This is a genomic window from Acidobacteriota bacterium, assembly GCA_012729555.1.
Classification (GTDB): domain Bacteria; phylum Acidobacteriota; class UBA6911; order UBA6911; family UBA6911; genus UBA6911.
The window spans coordinates 1-24,998 of sequence record JAAYCX010000040.1; the positions used below are offsets into that span (position 1 = coordinate 1).

At 68.4% G+C, this 24,998-nt stretch carries 26 protein-coding genes; 12 read left to right on the forward strand and 14 right to left on the reverse strand.

The features are described 5' to 3' along the window. The 3 genes from GXY47_08010 to GXY47_08020 all read left to right on the forward strand — a co-directional run. Positions 1–1,133, forward strand: a 1,133-nt coding sequence (locus GXY47_08010; protein NLV31085.1) for a TolC family protein, incomplete at its 5' end; no start/stop codon positions are given. A gap of 87 nt (positions 1,134–1,220) precedes the next feature. Next, positions 1,221–2,054, forward strand: coding sequence for a prepilin peptidase (locus tag GXY47_08015; protein NLV31086.1), 834 nt, complete (start codon positions 1,221–1,223; stop codon positions 2,052–2,054). A gap of 48 nt (positions 2,055–2,102) precedes the next feature. After that, a complete protein-coding gene (locus GXY47_08020) occupies positions 2,103–2,552 on the forward strand; it encodes a hypothetical protein (protein ID NLV31087.1) in 450 nt (149 codons plus the stop codon). Between the two features lie 8 nt (positions 2,553–2,560). Here GXY47_08020 and trpD read toward each other — a convergent pair whose 3' ends face one another. Next, a complete protein-coding gene (gene trpD / locus GXY47_08025) occupies positions 2,561–3,622 on the reverse strand; it encodes an anthranilate phosphoribosyltransferase (protein ID NLV31088.1) in 1,062 nt (353 codons plus the stop codon). Between the two features lie 126 nt (positions 3,623–3,748). Between trpD and GXY47_08030 the strand changes: the two genes are divergently transcribed. From GXY47_08030 to GXY47_08040, 3 genes are all read left to right on the forward strand, one after another. Further along, positions 3,749–4,222, forward strand: a complete 474-nt coding sequence (locus GXY47_08030; protein NLV31089.1) for a hypothetical protein — start codon at positions 3,749–3,751, stop codon at positions 4,220–4,222. Then, complete coding sequence (locus GXY47_08035) at positions 4,219–4,833, forward strand: hypothetical protein (protein NLV31090.1); 615 nt, start codon at positions 4,219–4,221, stop codon at positions 4,831–4,833. Before GXY47_08030 ends, GXY47_08035 begins: the two co-directional genes overlap by 4 nt. 86 nt (positions 4,834–4,919) lie before the next feature. After that, on the forward strand, positions 4,920–5,465 hold the full coding sequence (locus GXY47_08040) for a hypothetical protein (GenBank protein ID NLV31091.1): 546 nt from the start codon (positions 4,920–4,922) through the stop codon (positions 5,463–5,465). A gap of 43 nt (positions 5,466–5,508) precedes the next feature. Here GXY47_08040 and GXY47_08045 read toward each other — a convergent pair whose 3' ends face one another. The 4 genes from GXY47_08045 to thiS are packed head-to-tail and all read right to left on the reverse strand — an operon-like array spanning position 5,509 to position 8,368. Then, the gene (locus tag GXY47_08045; GenBank protein ID NLV31092.1) at positions 5,509–6,231 is read right to left on the reverse strand and encodes a ubiquinone/menaquinone biosynthesis methyltransferase; all 723 of its coding nucleotides are present in this window, start codon (positions 6,229–6,231) and stop codon (positions 5,509–5,511) included. Beyond that, positions 6,224–7,327: a 3-dehydroquinate synthase gene (gene aroB / locus GXY47_08050; protein NLV31093.1), complete on the reverse strand. Its 1,104-nt coding sequence runs from the start codon at positions 7,325–7,327 to the stop codon at positions 6,224–6,226. Before aroB ends, GXY47_08045 begins: the two co-directional genes overlap by 8 nt. A gap of 40 nt (positions 7,328–7,367) precedes the next feature. Next, positions 7,368–8,153: a thiazole synthase gene (locus tag GXY47_08055; GenBank protein NLV31094.1), complete on the reverse strand. Its 786-nt coding sequence runs from the start codon at positions 8,151–8,153 to the stop codon at positions 7,368–7,370. A gap of 5 nt (positions 8,154–8,158) precedes the next feature. Continuing rightward, a complete protein-coding gene (gene thiS / locus GXY47_08060) occupies positions 8,159–8,368 on the reverse strand; it encodes a sulfur carrier protein ThiS (protein NLV31095.1) in 210 nt (69 codons plus the stop codon). Between the two features lie 120 nt (positions 8,369–8,488). Here thiS and GXY47_08065 point away from each other — a divergent pair, with 120 nt between their 5' ends. Both GXY47_08065 and GXY47_08070 read left to right on the forward strand, forming a co-directional pair. Then, entirely contained in the window at positions 8,489–9,289 is an 801-nt protein-coding gene (locus tag GXY47_08065) for an inositol monophosphatase (protein ID NLV31096.1), read from the forward strand. Positions 9,290–9,326: 37 nt separating this feature from the next. Then, on the forward strand, positions 9,327–9,584 hold the full coding sequence (locus tag GXY47_08070) for a galactosyldiacylglycerol synthase (GenBank protein ID NLV31097.1): 258 nt from the start codon (positions 9,327–9,329) through the stop codon (positions 9,582–9,584). Here the strand turns inward: GXY47_08070 and amrS are convergent. After that, a complete protein-coding gene (amrS, locus tag GXY47_08075; GenBank protein NLV31098.1) occupies positions 9,575–10,645 on the reverse strand; it encodes an AmmeMemoRadiSam system radical SAM enzyme in 1,071 nt (356 codons plus the stop codon). The two genes, GXY47_08070 and amrS, sit on opposite strands and share 10 nt — an antisense overlap. Before the next feature lie 105 nt (positions 10,646–10,750). Here amrS and GXY47_08080 point away from each other — a divergent pair, with 105 nt between their 5' ends. Next, positions 10,751–11,590, forward strand: coding sequence for a methyltransferase domain-containing protein (locus GXY47_08080; protein NLV31099.1), 840 nt, complete (start codon positions 10,751–10,753; stop codon positions 11,588–11,590). 9 nt (positions 11,591–11,599) lie between these two features. On the opposite strand, the gene GXY47_08085 is transcribed toward GXY47_08080, so the two are convergent. Genes GXY47_08085 through GXY47_08120 form a run of 8 tightly spaced genes read right to left on the reverse strand, consistent with a single transcriptional unit; the run spans position 11,600 to position 21,407 of the window. Further along, positions 11,600–12,985 carry an ABC transporter permease gene (locus GXY47_08085; protein NLV31100.1) on the reverse strand — a complete coding sequence of 462 codons (1,386 nt, stop codon included), beginning with the start codon at positions 12,983–12,985 and terminating at the stop codon, positions 11,600–11,602. Continuing rightward, entirely contained in the window at positions 12,982–13,953 is a 972-nt protein-coding gene (locus tag GXY47_08090) for an ATP-binding cassette domain-containing protein (GenBank protein NLV31101.1), read from the reverse strand. Before GXY47_08090 ends, GXY47_08085 begins: the two co-directional genes overlap by 4 nt. A 44-nt stretch (positions 13,954–13,997) precedes the next feature. After that, the gene (locus GXY47_08095; GenBank protein NLV31102.1) at positions 13,998–14,573 is read right to left on the reverse strand and encodes an HAD-IA family hydrolase; all 576 of its coding nucleotides are present in this window, start codon (positions 14,571–14,573) and stop codon (positions 13,998–14,000) included. A gap of 12 nt (positions 14,574–14,585) precedes the next feature. Then, positions 14,586–16,064: a fucose isomerase gene (locus GXY47_08100; GenBank protein ID NLV31103.1), complete on the reverse strand. Its 1,479-nt coding sequence runs from the start codon at positions 16,062–16,064 to the stop codon at positions 14,586–14,588. 14 nt (positions 16,065–16,078) lie between these two features. Beyond that, entirely contained in the window at positions 16,079–16,780 is a 702-nt protein-coding gene (gene araD / locus GXY47_08105; protein NLV31104.1) for an L-ribulose-5-phosphate 4-epimerase AraD, read from the reverse strand. Positions 16,781–16,785: 5 nt separating this feature from the next. Continuing rightward, a complete protein-coding gene (locus tag GXY47_08110; GenBank protein NLV31105.1) occupies positions 16,786–18,483 on the reverse strand; it encodes a ribulokinase in 1,698 nt (565 codons plus the stop codon). Between the two features lie 13 nt (positions 18,484–18,496). Further along, positions 18,497–20,248, reverse strand: a complete 1,752-nt coding sequence (locus tag GXY47_08115) for a sodium/solute symporter (protein ID NLV31106.1) — start codon at positions 20,246–20,248, stop codon at positions 18,497–18,499. A gap of 19 nt (positions 20,249–20,267) precedes the next feature. Next, positions 20,268–21,407, reverse strand: coding sequence for a galactose mutarotase (locus GXY47_08120; GenBank protein NLV31107.1), 1,140 nt, complete (start codon positions 21,405–21,407; stop codon positions 20,268–20,270). Between the two features lie 174 nt (positions 21,408–21,581). Here GXY47_08120 and GXY47_08125 point away from each other — a divergent pair, with 174 nt between their 5' ends. From GXY47_08125 to GXY47_08135, 3 genes are read left to right on the forward strand one after another with little or no spacing between them, the layout of a single operon-like run. Further along, positions 21,582–23,402, forward strand: a complete 1,821-nt coding sequence (locus GXY47_08125) for a 4Fe-4S dicluster domain-containing protein (GenBank protein NLV31108.1) — start codon at positions 21,582–21,584, stop codon at positions 23,400–23,402. Between the two features lie 8 nt (positions 23,403–23,410). After that, a complete protein-coding gene (locus GXY47_08130) occupies positions 23,411–24,022 on the forward strand; it encodes an indolepyruvate oxidoreductase subunit beta (GenBank protein NLV31109.1) in 612 nt (203 codons plus the stop codon). Then, positions 24,022–24,984 carry a threonylcarbamoyl-AMP synthase gene (locus tag GXY47_08135; protein NLV31110.1) on the forward strand — a complete coding sequence of 321 codons (963 nt, stop codon included), beginning with the start codon at positions 24,022–24,024 and terminating at the stop codon, positions 24,982–24,984. Before GXY47_08130 ends, GXY47_08135 begins: the two co-directional genes overlap by 1 nt. Positions 24,985–24,998: the final 14 nt, after the last annotated feature.

The following is a 24,998-nucleotide window of genomic DNA, read 5'->3' on the forward strand; positions in this document are numbered from 1 at the left end:
CCAACCTCAAGCTGGCCAACCTCGACCTGACCCTGACCGACAGCGAGTTCAAGCAGAAGGTCACCGACACGATCTCCAACATCCAGACCGCCTACTGGGACCTGGTGAGCGCGATCCGCAACTACGAGATCCGGCGCAACTCGGTCAAGCTGGCCCAGATCAACCTCCGCGACAGCCGCAAGAAGGTGGAGGTCGGGACCTCCGCCCCGATCGACGTCACGGACGCCGAAGCCACGGCCGCCAGCCGCGAGGTGGACCTGATCTCGGCCGAGGAAACGATCCTGCGCGCGCAGAACACCCTGCGCTCGCTGGTGTCCAACGACCGTAACGCCGACATCTGGCGCAAGGTCATCGTCCCGACCGACCGGCCCGATTTCAAGGAGTTCAAGGTCGACGTCGAGACCGCCATCAACACCGCGCTCCAGAACCGGCCGGAACTGCGGCAGGCCGACCTCAACCTGCAGCAGCTCGATATCCGCAAGCGCCTGAACCAGAACAACCGGAAGTGGCAGTTCGACCTCACCGGGCAGTTCGGCGGCACCGGCACGGCCGGCCCCCAGGGGTGCCAGAAAAACCAGTTCACGGGGGAATGCGTCCTGGACACCAGCGGCAACCCCATCCTCCTGACCCCCCCCGCCCTGGTCGGCGGCATCGGCAACGCCTACAAGACGATGTGGACCGAGGGCTACACCAACTGGCAGCTGCAGCTGCAGGTCACCATCCCCCTGCGCAACCGCAGCATCGACGCCCAGATCGCCCAGCAGAATATCCAGAAGCGGCAGCAGCTGATGACCATCCGCAAGACGGAGCAGTCGATCCAGGTCGAGATCCGCAACGCGCTGCAGGCCCTCGAGACCAACCGCAAGCAGGTGGAGACTTCGGGCGTCGCCCGGCGCCTGGCGCAGGAACGGCTGGAAGGGGAGGAAAAACGCTTCCAGGCGGGGCTGAGCCAGAACTACCTGGTACTGCAGCGGCAGAACGAGCTGTCCACGGCCGAGTACCAGGAACTGCAGTCCCTGATCCGCTACAAGCAGGCGGTGGTCACGGTCCAGAAGGCGATGTACACCCTGCTCGAGTCGAACGACTTCGAGATCGCCAAGGGGAGCAGTGCCAACGTGCCCGATCTCAAGTAACCCTTCCGCGGCGGGCGGGGACCGCTGAGTCCCCGCCCGCCGCAAATTTCCTTTTCCATCCCCCACCGGATCCATTAGAATCTGCCCATGCCGATAGAGACCGCCGCCTATACCCTGCTGGGCCTCGTCGTGGGGAGCTTTTTGAACGTCTGCATCTACCGCATCCCGCGGGGAAAATCGATCGTCTTCCCCGGTTCCGCCTGTCCCGATTGCGGCCGCCCGGTGCGCCCCTGGGACAACATCCCGGTGCTCTCGTATCTCCTCCTCGGGGGGAAATGCCGCGCCTGCCGCCGCCCGATCCCGGCCCGCTACCCGGCGGTCGAACTCCTGACGGCCCTCGCCTTTTTCGTCTCGATCCGCACCTGGGGCCTTTCCTCCCCCACCCTGGTCAATTCCCTCTTTCTGGCGGCCGTGATCGTCCTGGTCTTCACCGACTACGACCACCGCGTCCTCCCCAACAAGATCACCCTCCCCGGGACGGTGGCCGGGATCGTGCTGAGCCCCTGGCAGGAGCCCGCATTCTACATGGACGCGGTTTCCGTGGCCGCCGCCTCCCTTTTCGGGGACGCCGCGCCCGCCGCCCTCCCCTGGATCGGGTCGGTGCTGGGGGCCCTCATCGGCGGGGGGCTCCTGCTGGCCGTCGGTTTCGCCTATGAAAAACTGCGCCGGCGCCAGGGGCTCGGGATGGGGGATGTCAAGATGATGGCGATGGTGGGGGCCTTTCTCGGCTGGCCGCTGGCGCTGCTGACCATCTTCGCCGGCTCCCTGCTCGGCACCCTCCTGGGGATCTTCCTGATCCTCTTCCGCAGGTCGAACCTTCAGACCAAGCTCGCCTTCGGCGTGTTTCTGGGGGCCGCATCGGCCCTCGCCCTCTTCAGGGGACTGGACTTCCTCCGCTGGTACCTCGCCGCGCCCCGGTAGCGGCAAACGATTTTTTCGCTCAAAACCGCCCTGCCTCATTAGAAAGGGGTGACCGGAACACGCCCCGCACTTTACCGATCCACGGCAGGCTCGAGCCTGGCCGAGCTCCTCCTCGCGCTGGCCCTGGCCGCGGTCCTGGCTTCCGTCGCCCTGCCCGGCGTTGCACGCATCGAGCGGGCGTGGACTCTGTGGGAGAGCGCCAAGGCGGTCGAGGCGTCGCTCCAGTGGGGCCGCATGCGCTCCATCACGGCCAACACCTCGGTCCGGTTCGACGTCTCCGCCGACGGCTACGGCTGGAGCGACCCGGAGAGCGGCGAGCCCTATGCGGCGTCGCTCCGTGACTTTCCGCGGGGGATCCGGATCACCTCGCTGCCCTCGCACCCGCTCCGGTTCCATCCCCGGGGGAACGCGGCGCCGGCGGGGTCCTTCACCGTCGCGGACGGCACCGGCGCCTACCGCATCGTCGTGAGTCCCGGGGGGCGGATCCGATTCGAGTAGCGCCGGCCCTACCGGGAGGGGGCCATGCCTTGAGAGAGTTCCCTGAGAGTTTCGAGACAGGCGAGCGCCCGGCCGGAGCGGATCGACTCCCGCGCCATTTCGATCCCCTCCCGCAGGCCGGAGGCCTTTTCGCCGACCACCAGCCCGGCGGCCGCGTTGAGCAGGACCACGTCCCTCTGCGCCCCCTCCGCGCCGGAGAGGATGGAGCGGATCAACTCCGCGTTCTCGGCCGCGTCCCCCCCGCGGAGGGCGGAGATCGGGGCGCGGGCGATGCCGAAATCCTCCGGGGTCACGTAGTAGGTCCGGACCCCGCCCCCCGTCACCTCCGAGATCTTGCTCTCGCCGCTGGTGGTGATCTCGTCCAGGCCGTCGGCGCCGTGAACCACGAACGCGCGCCGGGTCCCGAGTTCGCACAGGACCTGGGCCATGATTTCGGTGAGGTCCTCGTCGTAGACGCCGAGGACCTGGGCCGTGGCCCGGGCGGGGTTGCAGATCGGCCCCAGGAGGTTGAACACGGTCCAAATCTTCATCTCCCGGCGGGCCAGCACGACGTAGCGCATCGCCTCGTGCAGCAGCGGCGCGTAGAGAAACCCGATCCCCGCCTCGTCGATGCAGCGCGCCACGGCTTCGGCCGGCAGATCGATCCGGATGCCGAGGGCTTCCACCACGTCCGCGCTGCCGCAGAGGCTGGAGACGCTGCGGTTGCCGTGCTTGGCGACCCGGACGCCGGCCCCGGCGACGACGAAGGCGGTGGCGGTGGAAATATTGAACGTGCCGGTGGCGTCCCCCCCGGTGCCGCAGGTATCCACGAGCATTTCGCGATCGGTGCCCGAGAATGCGGCGTCGACCATCGACCGGGGGGAGACGCGCGACGCCTTGTCCCGCATCACCCGGGCGAAACCGATCAGCTCCTCCACGGTCTCGCATTTCATGCGCAGGGCGGTCAGGAACGACGCGATCTGCGCGTGGGTGGCCCGGCCGGACATGATCTCGTTCATGAGACTTTCGGCCTCGGCGCGGCTGAGGTGCCGGCCGGCGACGACCTTCTGTATTCCTTCGGTTATGTGCATTCGGAGGAGTATATCCTGAACGGGCGGGAATTGAAGCAAAAACCGGGGACAAAACCGCTGGGAAAACAGCCAGGAAATTTTACGGATCGCGCCGCCGCTGCCGATGAGATAAAGGGACTTAATCCCGTGACCGGATCGGACCGCACCGGGGATTGCGGGGGGTTCTGCCTGGCCGAACTGCTCCTGGCCTTCGGCCTCTTGACCTTCGGCCTGCTGGCGGTCGGACAGCTGCTGGCGGTGACGGCGGCCCTCGGCTGCCTGGACCGCTCGAAGGGGACCGCGGCCATTGCCGCGCGGAGCACGATGGAATCGCTTTCCGATCTCTACCGGCGGAACCCTTCGGACGGGGCGTTCGCGCCGGGGGTCCACGGCCCGCGGACGATCGGGATCCGGGATCCGTGGAGTGGTGCGGCGCTGAATCTGTACCGCATCACCTGGGAAACGGACGCGGTCGGCGATCCGCGCCCGGGCATACACGTGAGGGCAAGGAGGGTGACGGTGCACGTGGTACCGATCGGGGAGGGGGGGGAGGTCAACATCCGTCCGATGTTCAACCAATCCCTCGATCTCACAACGGTTTTCGGTCCCGGAACGCCATGACCGGCCCACGGCCCGACGGCATCCGCGGCAGGGGTGAAGAAGGCTTTTCGCTGGCCGAGCTGCTGGTGTGCGCGCTGATCTTTCTCGTCCTCGGGGCCTCGGTCTTCGCCCTCCTGGGGGAGCTCCAGCAGAAAGCGGCCTATCAGGCCGAAATGCGGTCGCTGATCCAGGACACGCGCCTGGCGCTCGACACCGTCGAGCGCTTTGCGCGCCAGGCGGGGAACGACCCGCACAGGACCGGGATCGAGGGGGTCAGCCTCCGGAGCCCCTCCTCCGTGAGGCTCAGAACCGATATCAAGGGAGCGGCCGGGGGGGACAAGGGAGACCCCGACGGGGACATGGAAGATTCCGACGAGGATGTGGTCCTCCGGTTCAACCCCTCCGCTGGCACCCTGGAAATGGTCTCCGGCTCGGGCCCGCCCCAGATTGTGACCGGCCGCATTTCCGATCTGGCGTTTCGGTATTACAATGAGTCCGGGGGGATGGCGGCCGAGGGGGAGCGGGTGTGCAGAATCGGGATCACCCTCCGGGGCGCCACCCTGTCGGCCGACCCCCGAACGGGTCGCCGCCACGGGGTGGAACTCGAGGGGGAGGTCCGGGTAAGAACCTGAAGCATTACATTATGACTTTAGGTCTATTTAGCTATGTATTATCATTTTTTGGACATGATTCAGGATATCCAAAACGAGGTGTTCCCATGAGAGTATCCGTTTTTGCCGTCGCACTCAGCCTGGCCCTGGCGGTTGCGCTCCAGGCGCAATCGCTGGGCGATCTCGCCAAAAAGGAAAAAGAGCGCCGGGAGGCGATCGGACAGGTCCGGGTGATCACGGGCGAGGAAGCGGCCCGGTACTCCACCGGCCAGGCCGAGGAGCCGGCCACCGCCGAGAGTGCGCCGCCGGCGGAGAAGGAAGCCGCCGCGGTTGCCGCCGACCCGGACGAGCCGGTAGATTTCGAGGGGCGCCCCGAAAGCTTCTGGCGCAAGACCATGGCCGAAGCGCGCCTCGCGGTCAAGGACCTCGAGAGGGAGCGGGACACCCTCGTCCTCAAGATCAACCAGCTCCAGGATCAATTCTACAAGCAGTCGGACGGCTTTCACCGGGAAGACATTCAGCGGGAATTGCAGAAAAGCTACTACCTGCAGGACCTGAACAAGGAAAACCTGGCCAAAGCCAGGGACGCGCTCGCCGACCTGGAGAAAGAGGCGCGCAGGAGCGGCGCCCTTCCCGGCTGGATCGAGGATTAAGCTCCTCCGGCGCGGACGCGCCCGCCGGGGTCCCGGCCGGGGGTCACTCTCCCAGCGGCCGGGACCCCGTGAGCAGCACCGTGATCCCCCCGCTCACCCGCCGGCAGTGCACCCCCTCGAGCCCGGCACGGATGGCCCGTTCCCTCAGCTCCTCGGCGGGCGGAAACTCCTCCACGCTCCGGGGAAGGTAGCCGTAGGCCCCGTCCACCCCCGACACCCATTTCCCGATCCGGGGCAACACCCTCAGAAAATAGAACCGGTAGCACCCCGACACCACCGGCAGCCGCGGCATGCCGAAATCGAGCACGGCCAGGACCCCCCCGGGACGCAGCACCCGCCTCATTTCCTCGAGTCCCCGGTCGAGGTCGGCGAGGTTCCGCAGCACGAAGGCGCTGACGACGGCGTCGAACGACCGGTCGCCGAAAGGAAGGTGCAGCGCGTCGGCTTCCAGGAGTTCGATCGCGCGGCCGGCGCGCGCGACCTTTTCGGCCCCCCGCTCGAGCATGGGACGGCTGAAGTCGCAGCCGACCACCCGCCCGAGGCGCGAAACCGCCAGGGCGAGATCGGCCGTCCCGCATCCCACGTCCAGGATCAGGGGAGAGGGGGCGCGGAGCCGCCGCCCGACCTCGCGTACGCACGCGGCGCGCCAGCGCCGGTCCAGGTTGGCCGACAGGGCATGATTGAGAAAATCGTAGCGGCCGGCGATCGCCCCGAAAATGCGGCGGACACTGCGCGCCCTTTCCTCGCCTCCCGGGAGCCTAGTCAAGGTCGCCGTTCCCGCCGAGGAACCGCCCGAGGAACCGCCGCAGGGACCGGGCGTCGATCCCGTTGAAGACCGCCCCCTCCCCCAGGCCGCGCAGGAGCACCATCCGGACGTCCCCCCCGCCGAATTTCTTGTCGCGCAGAAGCGCGCGCCACACCGCTTCCGGTCCCAGCCCGCCGACGGCCGGGAGCGGGCCCGCTTTTCGTATCAGCCGGTTCAGGCGCCCGGTCTCCTCCGCGCCGAGCACCCCCAGTTCCCTGCCGTACCCCAGGGCGGCGATCATGCCCCAGGCGACCGCCTCCCCGTGCGTGAACCTGCGGTAACCCCCCGCCGCCTCGATGGCATGGCCGATGGTATGCCCGTAATTCAGGATCATCCGCAGCCCGCCCTCCGTTTCGTCCAGGGAGACCACCTCCGCCTTGATCCCGGCCGCGGCCACGATGATGTGCTCCAGGGCTCCCGGGTGGCGGTTCAGGATGTCGGGAAGTCTCCGGTCGATGTAATCGAGCAGCGGCCGGCTGCGGATGGCGCCGCACTTGAGGACCTCGAAAAGGCCCGATCGCAGCTGCCGGCCTGGGAGGGTCTCGAGCACGCCGGTGTCGGCGAGAACGGCCGAGGGCTGGTGAAAGGCGCCGACGAGGTTCTTCCCCTGGGGGACGTTGATGCCCGTCTTCCCGCCGATGGAGCTGTCCACCTGGGAGAGGAGGGTCGTCGGGACCATCACGAAACGGATGCCGCGCATGAAGGTGGCGGCGGCGAACCCGGCGATGTCCCCGGTCACCCCGCCGCCGAAGGCCAGGATCCAGGAGCGCCGGTCGGCGCGGGCCCGGAACAGGCCGTCATAGATTTTCAGAAGGGTCTGGTGGTTCTTGTACCGTTCCCCGTCGGGGATCCGGATGAGGGGGGAGGGGCCGAAAGCGCCCCTGAGCGCCCCGAGCAGCCGGTCGCCGTGGAGCCGCAGAACGGTACTGTTGGCCACGATGACGGGGGCCGTCCGGAACCCCTGCCGGGAGAGGATATCCCCGGAACGGGCGAGCGCCCCTCCTCCGACGACGACGCGGTAGCTGCGTTCCTTCAGGTTTACTGTGAGAGTCTTCACGATTCCGGTCCCGAAACGAAGGGGCGGCCGCCCCGCACGCCTAACGCGAGATCCCCTCCGAGGGGCTGCTGGCCGTGGCGTAGAGTTTTCTGGGGATGCGGCCCGCCTTGAACGCCGCCCGGCCGGCTTCCACGGCCAGGTTCATCGCCCGGGCCATGGCGACCGGATCCCCGGCCCCGGCGATCCCCGTGTTCATCAGCACGGCGTCGCTGCCCAGTTCCATCGCCAGGCTGGCGTCCGAGGCCGTCCCCACCCCCGCGTCGACGATGACGGGGAGGTTGACGGTCTCCATGATGATCCGGAGGTTGGCGGGGTTCTGGATCCCCATTCCCGACCCGATCGGGGCGCCCAGGGGCATGATGGCGGCCGCGCCGGCGTCCTCCAGTTTCCGGGCCATGACGGGGTCGTCGTTGGTGTAGGGCAGGACCACGAACCCTTCCCGGACCAGGATGCGGGTGGCCTCGAGCAACGCGCCGGTATCGGGGAAGAGGGTCTTCTCGTCCCCGATGACCTCGAGCTTCACCCAGTCGCTCAGTCCCGCCTCCCGCCCGAGCATCGCCGTCCGGACGGCATCGTCGGCCGTATAGCAGCCGGCCGTGTTGGGCAGAAGCGTGTAGCGCTCCGTGTCGATGTAGTCGAGCATCGATTCCGAGGAACGGTCCAGGTTCACCCGGCGCACCGCCACCGTCACGATTTCGGCGCCCGAGGCCTCGAGCGCTTCCTTCATGAGGGGGAAGGTCTCGTATTTTCCCGTCCCCACCAGGAGGCGCGAGCGGAATGTCTTCCCTCCCAGAACCAGTGGATCCGTTTCCCGTGCATAGGCCATGACCGCTATCCTCCGCCGACGAATTGGACAATCTCGACGCGATCCCGGTCGGCTATCGGCGTTGCGTCCCACTCCGCCCGGCGCACGATGGCGCGGTTCAGTTCGACCGCGACCTGATTCCCCTCGATCCCCAGGACCCCGAGCAGTTCCCGGACGCTGGCCACCGGGGGTATCGTGCGCATCTTGCCGTTGATTTCGAGCGTTATGGTTTTCATGGACCCCACATCATAAGCGCCGCGCGAAAGACAAATCAAGTCCCGCCTGCTCCCCGGCCGCGGAAACCGGGCGCTTTCGCGCATGGACGCCGGCCCGCCGATGATGTAGGGTATCCTCTCATGAACACCTACGCGCGCGAACTGGAAAAAGCCCTGGAAATAGCCACCGCCGCCGGAGAAGTGGCCCTCGGCCACTTCGGCGCCCCCCCGCCGGTCGAGGAGAAGGAAGACGCGTCCCCCGTGACGCGCGCCGACCGGGAAACCGAGCACCGCATCGCCCGGATGCTCGAGGAGCGCTTCCCTCTCGACGGCATCCTGGGGGAGGAGGGGGCGGTCCTTCCCTCCCGCTCGGGCCGCCGCTGGCTCGTCGATCCCATCGACGGGACCAAGGACTTCGTCCGCGGCTCCCCTTACTGGGCCGTCCAGCTGGCGCTGGAGGAAGGGGGCCGGGTGCGCGTGGGGGTGATCCACTGCCCCGCCCTCGACGAGACCCTCCACGCCGCCGCGGGGGCCGGCTGCTTCCTGAACGGCACCCGGGTCGCGGCATCGGCCGTCTCGAGGCTGGACCGGTCCATCGTGACCGTCAGCGGGTTCAACGCGGCGTCGGCCTCGTGGCCCGGTGAGGGCGTCCGGCGCCTGCTCGAGGAGTGCTGGACCGTGCGTGCCTACGGGGGCGCCTGCAACGTCGTGATGCTGGCGCGGGGGAAGGCCGACGTCTGGCTGAGCGGCCGGGGGATGGAGTGGGACTATGCCCCCGCCCGGGTCGTCGCCGACGAATGCGGGGCCCGTTTCCTGACGCGGACCGGGGACGGGCGCATCGACCGCGCCCACTGCGTCCTCTGCGCGCCCGGGGTGGAGCGGGAGGTCCGCCGCCTCCTGGACATTTCCTGTTGCGCGGGCGCCGATTCCATGGAAGATTAGGTGCGGGCGATGGTACCGCACAGACCCTGGAGGGACGATGAGCCACATACAGCTGTTCGCCGTGCAACCCGATAACCGAGAACGGAAGCTGCTGGGAACGATCACCGAAGCCGATCTCGATTTCCTCATCGACAACCTCGAGGAGGAATTTGAAGAGGACGACGACTATTTCCTCAACCGGGACACGCTCGACTACCTCGAGGGGAAGGGGATCGACGCGGAACTGGCCGCCCTGCTGCGCACCGCGCTGGACGAAAACCCGGACGGCGTCGACATCCTGTACATCTACGGCTGAGGCCCCGTTCCCTCCCCCCACCGGCCCGGGACCGCGCGGCCGCAGGAGGGGCACCGTCCCTCCGCGCCGAGGGCGCGGCCGGTAATACGGTACCCGCGCCGCTCGATGAGGAGCCGCCCGCAGCCGGGGCAGCGGGTGTTCTCCCATTCCCCCAGCCGGCCCGGGAGATTGCCGGCATAGACGTAGCGGAGGCCGCTCGCGCGGCCGATCCCGGCGGCGCGCACGAGGTCCGCGGGCGCCGTGCGCCTGGAGTCCGTCATCCGGTAATCGGGGTGAAACGCGGTCACGTGCCAGGGGATGTCCGGAGAGACGCCGGCGATGAATTCGGCCATCCCCCGGAGCTGCGGGTCCGAATCGTTGAAGCCGGGAACGAGGAGCGTCACCACTTCCACCCAGACCCCGCGGCGGAAAAGGGTGCGGATCGAATCGAGCACCGGCTCGAGCCCCCCTCCCAGGCGGCGGTAGCCGCTCTCGTCGAACGTCTTCAGGTCGATCTTGCACAGGTCGAGCCAGGGGCCGATATAGTCCCATGCTTCGGGGGTCGCGAAGCCGTTGGAGACATAGCCCGTCAGCAGTCCCGCCGCGCGCGCCTCCCTGAAAACGGCCGCCGCCCACTCGCCCGTGATGAGGGGCTCGTTGTAGGTGCTGACCACGATCCCGGCGCCGCCGTCGAGCGCCGCGGCGACCAGCCCGCCCGCCGTCGCCTCCTGCGGGAAGACGGCCGAGCCGGGGTCCCGCAGGGCCTGCGACGTGATCCAGTTCTGGCAGTAGTCGCAGCAGAGGTTGCACCCGAGCATGCCGAAGCTGTAGGCCAGCGCGCCCGGGCGCACATGAAAAAAGGGCTTCTTTTCGATCGGGTCGCATTGCGCCCCGGAGACGTAGCCGAAGGGGACGTAGAGCTCCCCCCCGCGGTTGCGGCGCACCCGGCAGGCGCCGCGCGCCCCTTCGGCCATCAGGCAGCGGTGGGCGCAGGCGCGGCAGCGCACCCACCCCCCGTCGAGAATTTCCCGCAGTTCTCCCCGCCCGGTCCGTTCGTCCAGGATGTCCGACAGCGTCCGCATGGGTCCTCCTTCCCGCCCGGCCCCCTCCCGCGGGCAAAAGGAATGTTCGGGCCGCCCGAGCTTCGCGTTACACTCTTCCTTCTTTTATTATAAAATGGAATCCCTATGGAAAAAATCACCGACTGGAGTCAGCTCTGGGAAGAGCTCGTCGAGATCCGGGCGGCGGGGCGCGCAGGCGGCGGCGCCGAAGCCCCCCCGCGCGATCCCTGGAACGAGCGGGCGCGGCAGTTCAAGCAGGGGGTCCGGCGGCGCTGGGAGCGCCCCGACTCGAGCCGCGATTTCATCCTCTCGCAGCTCGACGCCGGTTCGACGGTGCTGGACATAGGCGCCGGGACCGGCTCCTGGGCCGCCCTGCTCGCCCGGCGCGCGCGCCACGTCACCGCCGTGGAGCCCTCGGAGTCCATGATCGCCGTGATGCGCGAAAGCCTCGAGGAGGAGAAGATCGGCAACGTGTCGATCGTGGAGGGGAGCTGGCCCGACGTCTACGTCGAGCCCCACGACTTTTCCCTCTGCTCCCACGCCATGTACGGCTATCCGGACCTGGAAGCCTTCGTCCTGCGCATGATCGCCTGCACCCGCCGCACCTGCTTCCTCCTGTTGCGGGCGCCGTCGCTCGACGGGATCCGCGCCGAGGCGGCGCGCCACATCTGGGGGCAGCCCCTCGACAGCCCCAATTTCACGATCGCCTACAACATCCTCATCGAGATGGGCGTCTATGCCAACGTGCTGATGGAAAACACCGGGCTCTGGAAGCCGCGGGTGAGCGCGAGCATCGAGGAGGCCCACGGGGACCTGAAGCGCTTTCTCGGCCTCACCGACGACCCGGAGCATGACGGCTACCTGCTCACGCTCCTGCGGCGCCGGCTGCACTGGCGCTGCGGCCGCTACCTGTGGCCTCCCGAGGTCCGCTCCGCCCTGGTCTACTGGAACGTGGGCGGCCGCTGACCCCCGCCGTCAATCGGGGACCCGGGCCCAGCGCACCAGCGTCCGGAGAGTCGGGGGCTTGCCGTACATCAGGACCCCCACGCGGAACACCTTCGCCGCGAACCAGAGCGAGGCGCAGGCGCCCGCGGCGCTCGCCGCGACCGCCAGGGCCACCTGCCAGGCGGGGGGGGGCGTGTTCGACGCCATGCGCAGGAGGGTCACGAAGCTCCCGATCGGCGGGATGAAGCTCAAAACGACGGCCATGAGCGAATTCGGGTGACTGCTGATGGGGACCATGAGCAGCCAGGGGACCATGAAAACCGTCATGATCGGCGTCATCAGGGGCTGCGCGTCGCGCAGTTCGCTCACGGCCGAGCCGACGGCCGCCATCAGGGCCGCGACCGTAAAGTACGACAGCACGAAAAAGATCAGCAGGAACAGGAGGAGGACCGGGTCGACCAGCCCGGTCAGGGTGAAGGAGGCGAGCGCCGCGATCCCCATCCCCGCGTACAGGACCAGGATCACGAGCCCCACCGCCATCTGCCCCAGGATCTTCCCCGCCATCAGTTGCCGCGAGGAGAGGGCGCTGAGCAGCAGTTCGACGATGCGGTTCGATTTCTCCTCGATCGTGGTCGTGAGCAGGCTGCTGCTCGAGGTGAGCACCGAAATCAGCAGCAGCACCATGAAGGAGATCGGCAGGATCTGGTTCAGGATCCGGTTCGACCGGCGCTCGCCCTCCTCGGTCAACACCCGCGGGTGCGGGCGCTCGACCCGGGCCAGTTCGGCCACGAGTCCCGGCTCGATCCCGGAACCCCGCAATCTCGCCCCCCGGATGGAATCCTCGAGCCCCTCGTGCAGCTCGTCGACCAGGCGGTCATCCAGCCCGTCCCGCACCAGCAGGTTGTAGTCTTCGAAGCGCCCCCCCTCCCGCGTCACCGCGCCCGCGGGGACCAGGGCGAGGGCCAGGAGCGCCCCCTCCGCCGGCCGGGGCGAGAGGGGGAGCTTCAGCCGCTCCTTCTCCCTTTCGAGATCGGCCCCGGGCGGGAGCGCGGCCACCGTCAGGCGCGGCACCTCATCGGGCGGCTCCTCCAGGGAGGAGCCGATGAGGGCGCCGGCCGCGGCCCCGTCCCCGATTTCGGAGGAGGCGAACGCCCGCAGCCGCCGGAGCTCCTCGAGCCGCCGCTCCCGGATGGCGGCGGGCGAGAGATAGCGGGCGAGCCCCGGGGCCACCTCGCCGGAGATATCGATGACGGCCACCGTCCCGTCCACCCGCGGCGCATTCTTCGCCGTCAGGCGCGGGAGGAGGAAAACCATGAGGAGCACGATGACGGGGGTCAGGAGGATCCCGAACAGGAAACCCCTGGCCGTCACCGTGGCGATGAATTCGCGCACGGCCACGTGCAGCACCTTTCTCATGCGTCCCCCTCCCCGGCCCCTTCCCCGAGACCGGCCCGCAACCCGTCCCCGCCCTCCCCCCCTCCGCCGGAGACGATGTCGATGAAGATGTCCTCGAGCGTGGGGCGCCGGAGCAGGACCCGGGCGGGGGTCACCGCGGAGGCGAGTGCGGGGATCACCTCCGCGAGGTCCGCCCCGGGTTCGAGGAGGAGGTTCCAGGCGCTTCCTTCGATCTCGATCCCCTGGACGCCGTCGACGCGGCCGAGGGCCGCCGGGAGCGTACCGCGATCGAGCGGCTCGAAGAGGATGCGGCGCCCGTCACGCGACTCGAGGATGGAGGAGAGCGGCCCGTCGAGCACCTTGTCTCCCCGGTGGATCATCACGACGTGGTCGCACAGTTCCTCGGCGTGCTGCATGATGTGGGTGGAGAACAGGACGGTCGCCCCGCGCCGGTGCTCCCCGAGGACCAGTTCCTTCATCCGCCTCTGGTTCACGGGATCCAGCCCGCTGAAAGGCTCGTCGAGGATCAGGAGTTCGGGCCGGTGGATCACGGAGGTGATGAACTGGACCTTCTGCTGCATCCCCTTGGACAGTTCCTCGCACCGGCGGCCGGCGGCGTCGCCGAGCCCGACCCGGTCGAGCCAGGACCGCGTTTCGGCGGCGATTTCCGGATCGCGCATCCCCTTGATCCGGGCCATGTAGGCAAGGAAATCCCGGACCCGCATCTTCCGGTAGAGCCCCCGCTCCTCGGGGAGGTAGCCGATCCGGTCCCTGGCCTCCAGGGCCGAGCCGCACCCCAGCACCGACAACCGGCCGCTGTCGGGAAGGAGGATCCCCAGGATCATGCGGATCAGGGTGGTCTTCCCCGCCCCGTTCGGACCGATGACGCCGCACAGCGCCCCGGCCGGGACCTCCAGGGTGAAACCGCGCACCGCCGTGGTGGGGCCGAAGGTCTTGGTGACCCTGTCCAGCGTGATCGCCGCCGTCATACCACCCCCCGAAAATGAGCCCGCTCTCCACCCCCGCCGGGCCTCTACCTCACGTCGGTCGCCAGCATCCCGGCCGCGCGCGCGGCCTCGAGCCCCAGGTCGCCGTCCTCGAAGACCTGGCACGTCTCCGGGGGGACGCCCAGCCTCCGGGCGGCTTCGAGGAAGAGGTCGGGGGCCGGTTTGGGCCGGATCGCGTCATCGGCGGTGAGGATGACGCTGAAACAGTCCCCGACCCCGATCGCGTCCAGTTCCAGCGCGACGATTTCCAGGATTCCGCCCGAGGCCACCGCCATCGGCAGGCGGCCGCGGTATTCCCTGGCGACGCGGACCACGTGGGGGATCGGCTGAAAGAGGTCGGCGTGGGCGTGGAAGAAGGCGTGCTTGACCCGGACCGTCTCCTCCGGGTCCCACGCGGTCCCGTAGTACTCGTTGTAGAGCCCGACGATGCGCCTTTCCGGCATCCCCTTCTTGGAGGAGAAGAACTCCGGGTTCCATCGCCCCCCCAGGGAGGCGACCGCGTGTTCCCAGGCGCGCATGTGCAGCGGCATGGAATCCACCAGCGTCCCGTCGCAGTCGAAAATCAACCCCCGGACGTGCCCCGGCACCTCGATGACGCGCATGGCACTCCCGCCCTAAAAGGGATTCTCGCCGGGGTAAGGCAACCCCTTCGGGTGGTTGAAAAAGAGCTCTTCGATCCCGAGCATCCGGCATGCGGCGAAGAGCGCTTTCCCCGCATGGCCGAAGGCGACGGCCGTATGGTGGGGGAACCGCTTTTCGATCAGGACGTGACGATAGAAACGCCCCATCTCCCGGACGGCGAACACCCCGATGGAACCGAAGGAGCGCGGGTTGAGGTCGAGCACCTCCCCCTGCGCGACATAGGCCCGGAGGCGCGCCTCGGAAGTCGACTGGACGCGGAAGACGGAGACGGGACCCGGCTGGATCCGCCCCTCGAGCGTGCCGCGGGTGATATCGGGCTCCTGCCCGGGCTCCTGGAGCCTATGCATGATCAGCTGGTGTTTCATGGCCGGTTCGAGCATGCATCCCGAGGAGGTATTGCCGCAGTGGAATCCCATCCAGAGATCGGAGAGCGCGTAATCGCCCGTGGCGGCCCGGTTCCCCTCGTACATATCCCTGGGAACCGAATTGTTGATGTCGAGGATGCCGGGAGGACGCCCGGTGGCCGAGACGCACATGTATTCGCTCAGGGCGCCGTAGATGTCCGCCTCGCAGGCCACGGGAACGCCCCGGGCCGCCAGCCGGGAGTTGATATAGCACGGGACGTGGCCGAAGTACTTTTCGAACGCGGGCCAGCACTTGTTGGCGAATGCGGCGTAGCGGCTCGCCCCCAGGTTCGCCGCCATGAACTTCTCCAGGGCGCTCTCGTACCGGGCCAGCTTCGGCACCAGGTCGGGGTAGGTGTTCCCCCCGCCGAGCTCGGCGGCGATCTCGAGCTCGATGCGCCGGAGCCCCGGGTCCCTCTCCTCCGCCTGCACCAGGTCGTAGAGATCCAGCTCGCTGTTTTCCATGACCTCGACCCCGAGGTCGAACAACGGCTGGATCGGGGCGTGGCAGGTCAGGAAATCGAACGGGCGCGGGCCGAACGAGAGGATTTTCAGGTGGCGCACCCCCTCCACCACGCGCGCGACCGGGAGGAACTCGCCGATCATGGCGGCGACGTCCCGGGGGTCCCCCACGGGGTACTCCGGGATGTGCGGCCGCTGACGCCGCAGCCCCAGGTTGTAGGAGGCGCTGAGCAGGCCGCAGTAGGCGTCCCCCCGCCCCTGGACCAGGTCGTCCCCTCTCTCCTCCGCGGCCGCGGCGAGCATGGCGGGCCCGGAAAACTTCTGCACCAGCAGCGTCTCCGGCCCTTCCGGGCCGAAATTCCCGAGATAGACCACGAGCGCGTCGACCCCCCTGCGCCCGATCTCTTCGAGGGCCGTGCCGACATCCCGCTCGTTCTCGACGACGGTCTCGATTTCCGTAACGGGCACCCCCGCCTCCCTGCAGGCGGCCGCCACCCGGCCCCGCCGCTCGCGGGAGAGTTCGATCGGAAAACAGTCGCGGCTGACGGCCACGATCCCCAGATGGATGGATGGAATATTTTTCATAAAGGCTCCTGTCGCTAGGAAGGGGGGGTTTTCCCCTGGCCGTAATAGGCATCGGGCCCATGCTTGCGGCGGTAGTGTTTTTCCTGGATATATTCCGGAAGCGCGCCGATTCCGGGATCGAGCCCGAGGGTCCCCAGCGCCAGCTGCGCCACCCGCTCGAGGACCAGGCTGTTCTCGACGGCGGCGGCGGCATGCGCTCCCCATGCGAACGGCGCGTGCCCGGCGACGAGAACGCCCGGCGTCGCCAGCGGGTCGAGCCCGCGGAAGCGTTCGACGATGAGCCGGCCCGTTTCCCGTTCGTATTCCCCGCGCACTTCCTCTTCCGAAAGGAACCGGGTCACCGGCACGGCGCCCCTGAAATGATCGGCGTGCGTGGTGCCCAGGCAGGGGATCTCCCTCGAGGCCTGCGCGAACATGGTCGCATAAGGACTGTGCGTGTGGACCACGCCCCCGATCCCTTCGAACGCCCGGTAGAGCTCCAGGTGCGTCGCCGTATCGGAAGAGGGGCGCAACCCGGGGCCGACCTCCCTGCCGTCCAGGTCCACGACAGCCATGTCCCCGGGGGCCATCGACGCGTAGTCGACGCCGCTCGGCTTGATCACCACGATCCCGCGGGAGCGGTCGACGGCGCTGGCGTTCCCCCAGGTCCCGGTCACCAGCCCCAGGCGCACCAGCTCCGTGTTGGCCCTGAAAACCTCTTCCTTGAGCGCGTCCAGATCCGTCATGCCCGCCGCACTTCATCCCGGATATCGAGAAGTTCCTTCATCACACCGTACATGTTACCCGATCCCTCCCGGGTTCCAAAGGCATCGTGCATCCGGCGGTACAGGGCGTAGAGGCGCCGGTAGACCGCGTGGCTGCGGGGGTCGGGCGCGTATACCCTGCCGGTCCCCGCCATCGCCCGCTGCGCCGCGGCCACGGAATCGTACCCCCCGGCCGCCCGGCCCGCGGCGACCGCGGCGAAGATCGCGGCGCCGAGCGCCGGGGCCTGTTCGCTCCGGGAAATCTTCATCGGGCGCCCGGCGATATCGGCGTAGATCTGCATCAGGAGAGGGTTCCGGGCCGCGAGCCCGCCGCAATTGACGACCTCCCGGACCGGCACGCCGTACTCCTCGATCCGGTCGATGATGGCCAGCGCTCCGAACCCGGTGGCCTCCATCAGCGCGCGGTAGATCTCGTGCGCCCGCGTATGGAGGGTCTGCCCGATCAGCAATCCCGTGAGGCGCACGTCCACCAGCACCGTCCGGTTGCCGTTGTTCCAGTCGAGGGCCAGCAGCCCGCTTTCACCGGCCCGCAGCTGGGCCGCCGCCCGCCCGAGGCGCTCGAAGCGCTCCTCCGGAGTCCCGCCATAGCCCTCCGGCGCGAGCTGGTGGACGCACCAGAGAAAGAGGTCCCCGACCGCCGACTGTCCGGCCTCGATGCCGTAATAACCCTCCATCACGGACCCCTCGACGATGCCGCAGACCCCGGGGATGTCGCCGAGGGGGTCCCCGGCGGGATGGATCATGATGTCGCAGGTGCTGGTCCCCATGATCTTCACGAGGGTCCCGGGCGCGATTCCGGCGCCGACGGCCCCCATGTGCGCGTCGAAAGCCCCCACGGCGACGGCCACCGAGGGCGAAAGCCCCAGCCGGAGCGCCCACTCCCGTGACAGCGTGCCGGCGCGCCGGTCGGCCGTCGACGTCTCGGAGTAGAGGCGCTCCCGCAGCGCGCCGAGACCGGGAGCGAGGGCCTCGAGAAACTCGCGGTCCGGCAACCCGCCCCACGACGGGTGAAACATCGCCTTGTGCCCGGCGGCGCAAACGCTGCGCCGGATCGTTTTCGGGTCCAGCTCACCGGTCAGAACCGCCGGGATCCAGTCGCAGATCTCGACCCAGCTCGACGCGGCGTCGAACACGTCCCGGGCGACGTTACGGCAGCGGAGGATCTTGCTCCACCACCACTCCGACGAATACACCCCGCCGATCTTCGAGAGGAACCGCGGCCGCGTCGCGGAGGCCAGGCGCGTGATCTCCGCCGCTTCCGCGTAGGAGGTGTGGTCCTTCCACAGCCATACCATGGCGTCCGGGTTCCCGCGGAATTTCTCCTGAAAACAGAGCGCCTGTCCCGTGGCGTCGACCGGCATCGGGCTGCTGCCGGTCGTATCGACCCCGATGCCGATCACGGCCTCGGGGCGGAAACCGGGGTCCGCCGCCCGCCCGGCGCGGAGCACCCCGACGACCGATTCCTCGATCCCCGTGACGTAATCGGCGGGGTCCTGGCGCGCCAGGTTCGGTTCGGCCGGGTCCAGCCATACCCCGTCCGTTCCCGAAGGATAGGCGAAGACATGGGTGGCCAGTTCCCTGCCGGAACCCGCGTCCACCAGCAGGGCCCGGCAGGAGTTGGTGCCGAAATCGAGTCCGATCGTGTAGCGAGTCACCGCCGCCCCCCTCCTAGCCCACGAAGTAGAGATAGGCCGCCAGGATCAGGACCAGGACCAGGGCCGAAAGAACCACGTCGGTGGCGGTCCAGCTCTCGCGCGACGCCCGCTTGTGCTCCACCGTCCGCGTGGCGTAGGTGAGTCCGCCGATCCTCGAGTAGTCGGGCGCCGCCGTCAGGTGGCTGGCGACGATCATCACCGCCGCCGACACGGCGAGGATGATCATGCTGTAGTACTGGAAGAAAATGTGGTTGATGATCCAGAACATCGACCCTTCCGGGTACTGGAAACCGGGAATCATCTTCACCGGCGTATCGATGGCCAGGCGCACGATCCCCAGGATGAAGCCGGATACGAGGGCCCAGAGGCACCCGGTGGAGTTCAGCCGCTTGTAGAACACCCCGAGGAAAAAGACCACGAAGATGGGGGGCGCCAGGTAGGACTGGACCCCCTGCAGGTAATCGTACAGGCCGCGCCCCCCCCGGATCACCGGGATCCAGAGGATTCCGATCAGGACCATGACCCCGGTGGCCATCCTCCCCATCCACACCAGTCTTTCCTGGGACACGCCGCGGCGCAGCCGCCCGTAGAAATCGATCGTGAAGAGGGTGGCGCTGGCGTTGAAGGCCCCCGCCAGGGAGCTCATCAGGGCGGCGAGCAGCCCGGCCACGACGATGCCGCGGATGCCGACGGGCAGGACCGTGGCCACCATCAGCGGAAACGCCTGCTGGGCGCTGTCCCGGATGACGGCGCCGTCGGGCCCGATCAGGCTCTGGAACTGGGGCATCCGCCCGGAAACAGCCAGGGCGTAGCAGATGATACCCGGGATGATGAAGATGAAGACCGGGAGGAGCTTGAAGAAGGCCGCGGCGATCGTGCCGCGCCGCGCCTGGGTCTCGTTTCTGGCCGTCAGGGCGCGCTGGACGATGTACTGGTCCGTGCACCAGTACCAGAGCCCGATCACGGGCGCGCAGATCAGCATCCCCAGCCAGGGGTAGTTGTCGTTGAAATACCACGCCATCTGCCTGGCGTTGCTGACGGGCGCCCAGGTCCCCTCGAGACCGTCGGGGACCAGCGGCTTCCAGAGGTTGAACATGTCGCTCGGGACGATGGCGCGCAGTTCCGACCAGCCCCCCAGCGCCTGCAGCCCGAAAAAGGTGACCAGGGCGCTGCCGACGACCAGCACGATGGTCTGCACCGCCTCGGTGTAGGCCACCGCCCTCATCCCGCCGACGATGGTGTACAGCCCGGTGATCACCACCACCAGGAAGGAGCCGATCCAGAAGCTGTCCAGCCCCCAGAGGTTGATTTCGGGAAGGAGGACGGAAAAGACGATGCCCCCGGCGAAAATTCCCACGGCGATCTTGGTCAGCACGTAGGCGACCAGCGAAATGACCGACAGGACCGTGCGCGCCGCCGGGGAGAAGCGCCGCTCCAGGAATTCGGGCATCGTGAAAACTCGTGAGCGCGTGTAGAAGGGGACCATGATCCAGCCGAGCACCAGCAGGCACCAGGCGTGCAGCTCGTAGTGGGCCATGGCGACCCCGTCGGTGGTCCCCGAGGCCGCCAGCCCCACCAGGTGCTCCGACCCGATGTTGGAGGCGAAGATCGAGGCCCCGACGATGAACCACCCCAGTTCCCGGCCGGCCAGGAAATAGCCGGCGGATGTCTTGTTCTGCTTCTTGGCGACCCAGACCACGATCCCCGCGATCAGGGCGAAATAGCACGCGATCACCAGCCAGTCGATAGGATGCAGCACGGTCATGCCCAATGTCCTCCGGGTGTTATCTCGTTGAGAATTGGTAGAGCGTCACCTGGCGATAGGTCTCGCCCGGCCGAAGCGTCGCCTGCGGAAATTGCGGCCGGTTCGGGGTATCGGGAAAAGCCTGCGTTTCCAGGCACAGGCCCGAGCGGGCGCCGTGGGCGACGCCCCCCTTCCCCGTCTGGCTCCCGTCCAGAAAGTTGCCGCTGTAAAACTGGATCCCGGGCTGGTCGGTGGAGACCGTCATCACACGCCCGCTCCCCGGTTCGTAGAGCTCCGCCGCGCGGCGGACCTCCCCCCGCTCCCCCCGCAGGACCCAGTTGTGGTCATAGCCTCCGCCCACCGCCAGTTGCCCGTCCGGCTCCCCGATGCGGGCGCCGATCTCCGTCGAGGAGCGGAAGTCGAAGGGAGTGCCGGCGACGTCCAGCAGCCGCCCGGTCGGGATGAGGCCGGGGCCCACCTCCGTTATGGCGTCCGCCTCCAAGGAGAGCCGGTGGCCCAGGATGGTCCGGGTGAAGTCCCCCGAGAGGTTGAAGTAGGAATGCTGCGTCGGGTTCAGGACCGTCGGTTTGTCCGTGGTCCCCTCGTATTCGATCCGCAGCTCGTTCTTGTCCGTGAGGGTGTAGGTGACCTTGAGCCGCACCGTGCCGGGGTACCCCTCCTCGCCGTCCGGGCTGACCAGGCGGAGCGAGACGGAGGGCCCGGCCGGGTCCTCGACCACCGCCCCCTCCCAGAGGGCCCGGTCGAAACCGCGCCTCCCCCCGTGCAGGTGATTCGGCCCGTCGTTGACCGCGAGCTCGACGATCCCGCCGTCGAGGGGGAAACGCCCCCCGGCGATGCGGTTGCCGTACCGGCCCACGACGGCGCCCAGGTAGCCGCCGCCGCGCTCGTAGCCTTCGACGGTATCGTACCCCAGCACCACGTCCGCCATTTTCCCCTCCCGGTCGGGCGCCACGATCCGGCGGATCACCGCCCCGTAGTCGAGGACCTCGACGAGGACGCCCGAGGGGTTTTCAAGCAGGTAGCTTTTTACGGCCCTGCCGTCGGCGAGCCGTCCGAACGTATTCGTGGTCACGGAACCCTCCTCCTCTTTGTCAGGGGCGCAACCTGCCGCCGAGAGGAGGGGGAAAAGCGCGAAACAGAGAACCAACGACCTCACCATGGCTCATGCTCCCTTATGATTTTGGATTTAGGGGCGTAGTGTGTCACAACACCCTCCCGAGGGCAATTCATTTCCTTTCCCCCCCCGCGAGAGAGGGGGAGGCCCCTGCAGACGCGGGGGGAATATGCTAAAATCCGCCAGGACCGGCGACAGCGGCCGCGCCAAGGAGGAGGGATGAAAAGGATTCTTCAGGGGAACGAAGCCATCGCCCGGGGCGCCTGGGAGGCGGGGGTTGCGGTCGGGTGCGCCTATCCCGGGACGCCGAGCAGCGAGATCATGTCCGAGCTCTCCCGCTACCCGGAGGTCTACACGGAATGGTCGACGAACGAAAAGGTCTCCCTGGAGGTGGCCTTCGGGGCCTCCCTGGCGGGGGGGCGGGCGCTCGTCGCCATGAAGCATGTGGGCCTGAACGTGGCCGCCGACCCCCTGATGAGCATCGCCTACACCGGCGTCAAGGGGGGGCTCGTCATCGTGGTGGCGGACGATCCCGGGCAGCACAGCTCCCAGAACGAGCAGGACAGCCGCCACTGGACCCGGTTTGGCAAGGTGCCGATGCTCGAACCCGCCGATTCGGCCGAATGCAGGGACTTCACCCGGATCGCCTTCGACATGAGCGAACGCTTCGACACCCCCGTCCTCGTGCGGAGCGAGACCCGCGTATCCCACAGCGATTCCCCGGTGGAGACCGGGGAGCGGACCGAACCGGCGCTCCCGAAGGGCCTCAGCCGCGCCGACGCGCCCAAGCAGGTGATGGTCCCCGCCTACGCCCGCGTGCGGCGCCTGGAGATCGACCGGCGCATGGAGAGACTCGAGGCCTACGCCGAGGAGGAGTTCCCCGGCAACGTCACCGAGTTCGGGGACCTGTCCGTCGGCTTCATCGCCTCCGGCGTGTCCTGCCTTTACGCCAGGGAGCTCTTCCCCGGCTATTCGTTTCTGAAGCTCGGCATGGTCTGGCCCCTGCCCCGCAGGAGGATCGCCGATTTCTGCCGGAAGGTCAAAAAGGTGATCGTGGTGGAGGAACTGGACCCCTTCCTGGAGACCGAGATCCGCGCCATGGGGATCAGGGTGCGGCACGGAAAGGACCTGGTCCCCTCGATCGGGGAGCTGACGCCCGCGATCCTGGAAGCCTCCCTGACGAAAGCGGTCACGGGAAGGAAATGCCGTCCGGCCAAACCGCGCGCGCGGACGGCCGAACTCCCCGGCCGTCCGCCCAATTTCTGCGCGGGGTGCGGCCACCGGCCGCTCTTTTACGCGCTGAAAAAGCTGGGGGTCTTCGTCTTCGGCGACATCGGGTGCTACACCCTGTCGGTCGCGCCCCCCCTTTCGGCCATGCACGCCTCGACCTGCATGGGGGCGAGCGTCGGGGGCGCCTACGGCGCGGGGAAGGTCCTCGGCAAGGAGGGGCTCGGCAAGGTGTGCGCCGTGCTCGGGGACTCCACCTTCCTGCACGGCGGCGTCGCCCCGCTCATGGATGCGGTATACAACCAGGGGTATTCCACGACCCTCATCCTGGACAACCGGATCACGGCGATGACGGGCCAGCAGGATCACCCCGGAACCGGCCGCACCATCCGCGGGGGTGAAGCCCCGACGGTCGATTACGCCGGGCTCGCCCGCGCCGTGGGGGTCCGGCACGTGCGCCACGTCGACCCCTACAATATCGCCGAAACGATCGCCGTGGTCCGCGAAGAGCTCGAGCGCGACGACGCCTCGGTCATCATCACCCGCGACAGCCCCTGCATCCTGCTCCGCCGCGAGCGCCCCCGGGACCGTTTCCCCCACCCGCTCTACCGGGTGAACGAGGAGACCTGCCGTGGATGCCGCGCGTGCCTCAATGTCGCCTGTCCCGCCATCAGCTGGCGGCCGGAGCCGGGGATGACGGCGGAAGGACAGAAGAGGAAGGGGACGGCCGTCATCAACCCCGAGCAGTGTGTCGGCTGCGGGGTCTGCGGCCAGGTCTGCACGTTCGGGAGCATCATACCGAAGGAAAGTTGAGGATCCGCATGTCGACGAGTCAAGCCACCACCAATGTGTTCTTCTCCGGCGTCGGGGGGCAGGGGACCATTCTCGCCAGCAACATCCTCGGCCAGGTTCTCCTCCGGGCGGGCTACGACGTCAAGAAGGCCGAGGTGCACGGAATGGCGCAGCGCGGGGGGGACGTCACCACCCATTTCCGCTTCGGCGCCCGGGTCCATTCCCCCCTCATCCGGCAGGGGGACGTCGATCTCCTGATCGCCTTCGAACTGCTCGAGGGGCTGCGCTACATCGACTGGCTCAAGCCGGATGCCAGGATCGTGCTGAACAATCACCGGATCCTCCCCCCGGCCGTGAGCCTCGGAAAGATGGAATACCCGGCCGACGTCGCGGGGACCTTCCGGAAGCATTTCGGGGGGAACGCGCACCTCGTCGAAGGGACGGGCATCGCCCGCGCCCTCGGCAACGTCCAGGTGGCCAACGTGGTCCTCCTCGGGGCCCTGTCCTTCCTTTTTCCTGACCTCGGCGAGGAGCGGTGGCTCGAAGCCCTCCGCGAGATCCTTCCACCCCGTCTGCAGGAGATCAATGTCCGGGCCTTCCTCGAGGGGAGGGGGTGCCTGGCGGGAAGAGGGCAAGGATGATGGCCCGAATCGCCGATGCATCGGACCCGGACGCCGTCAGGGAGGCGGCCCGGATCCTCCGCCGGGGGGGCCTGGTCGCCTTTCCGACCGAGACGGTCTACGGGCTGGGAGCCGACGCTCTCAATCCCCTGGCCGTGGCCCGGATCTTCGAGGTCAAGGGGCGCCCGCGCCTGGACCCCCTGATCGTCCATGTCGCCGACGCCGAGGACGCCGCCCTGTACGGGGTCTTTTCCGATCGGGCGCGGGCCCTGGCGCCGCGGTTCTGGCCCGGGCCGCTGACCCTGGTCGTGCCCAAAACGCCCCGGGTTCCCGACATCGTCACGGCCGGCCTCGAGACGGTGGCTATCCGCGTCCCGTCCCACCCCGCCGCCCTGGCCCTGATCCGCGCGGCCGGGCGGCCCGTCGCCGCCCCCAGCGCCAACCCCTTCGGCTACGTCAGCCCGACCGAAGCCTCCCATGTCGCCGCCCAGCTCGGCGGGAGGATCGACCTGATTCTCGACGGCGGCGCTTCTTCGGTGGGGGTGGAATCGACCATCCTGTCACTCGCCGGGCCCAACCCCGCGCTGCTGCGGGCCGGGGGCGTGACGCTCGAGGACCTCTCGGCCCTCCTGGGGCCGGTGGAGGTCTCGACCGACCCCGGGGCCCGCCCGCAGGCCCCGGGGCAGCTCCGGCGGCACTACGCCACCCGCACGCCGCTCGAGATCGCAGAGGCGGGCGCCTTCTCCCCCTCTGCGGGGGAGAAGGCGGGGCTGCTCAGCCTCCGCCCGGAAGAGGTCCGCGGGTACGCCGCCGTCGAGGTCCTCTCCCCGACGGGGGACATGAGGGAGGCGGCGGCGCGCTTTTTCGGCGCCCTGCGCCGCCTGGACGGAATGGCCCTCGACCGCATCGTCGCCCGCCCCTTCCCGGAAACGGGGCTGGGGCGGGCGCTGATGGACCGGCTGCGCCGCGCCGCGGCGCGCTGATGCGTTAAACGGAA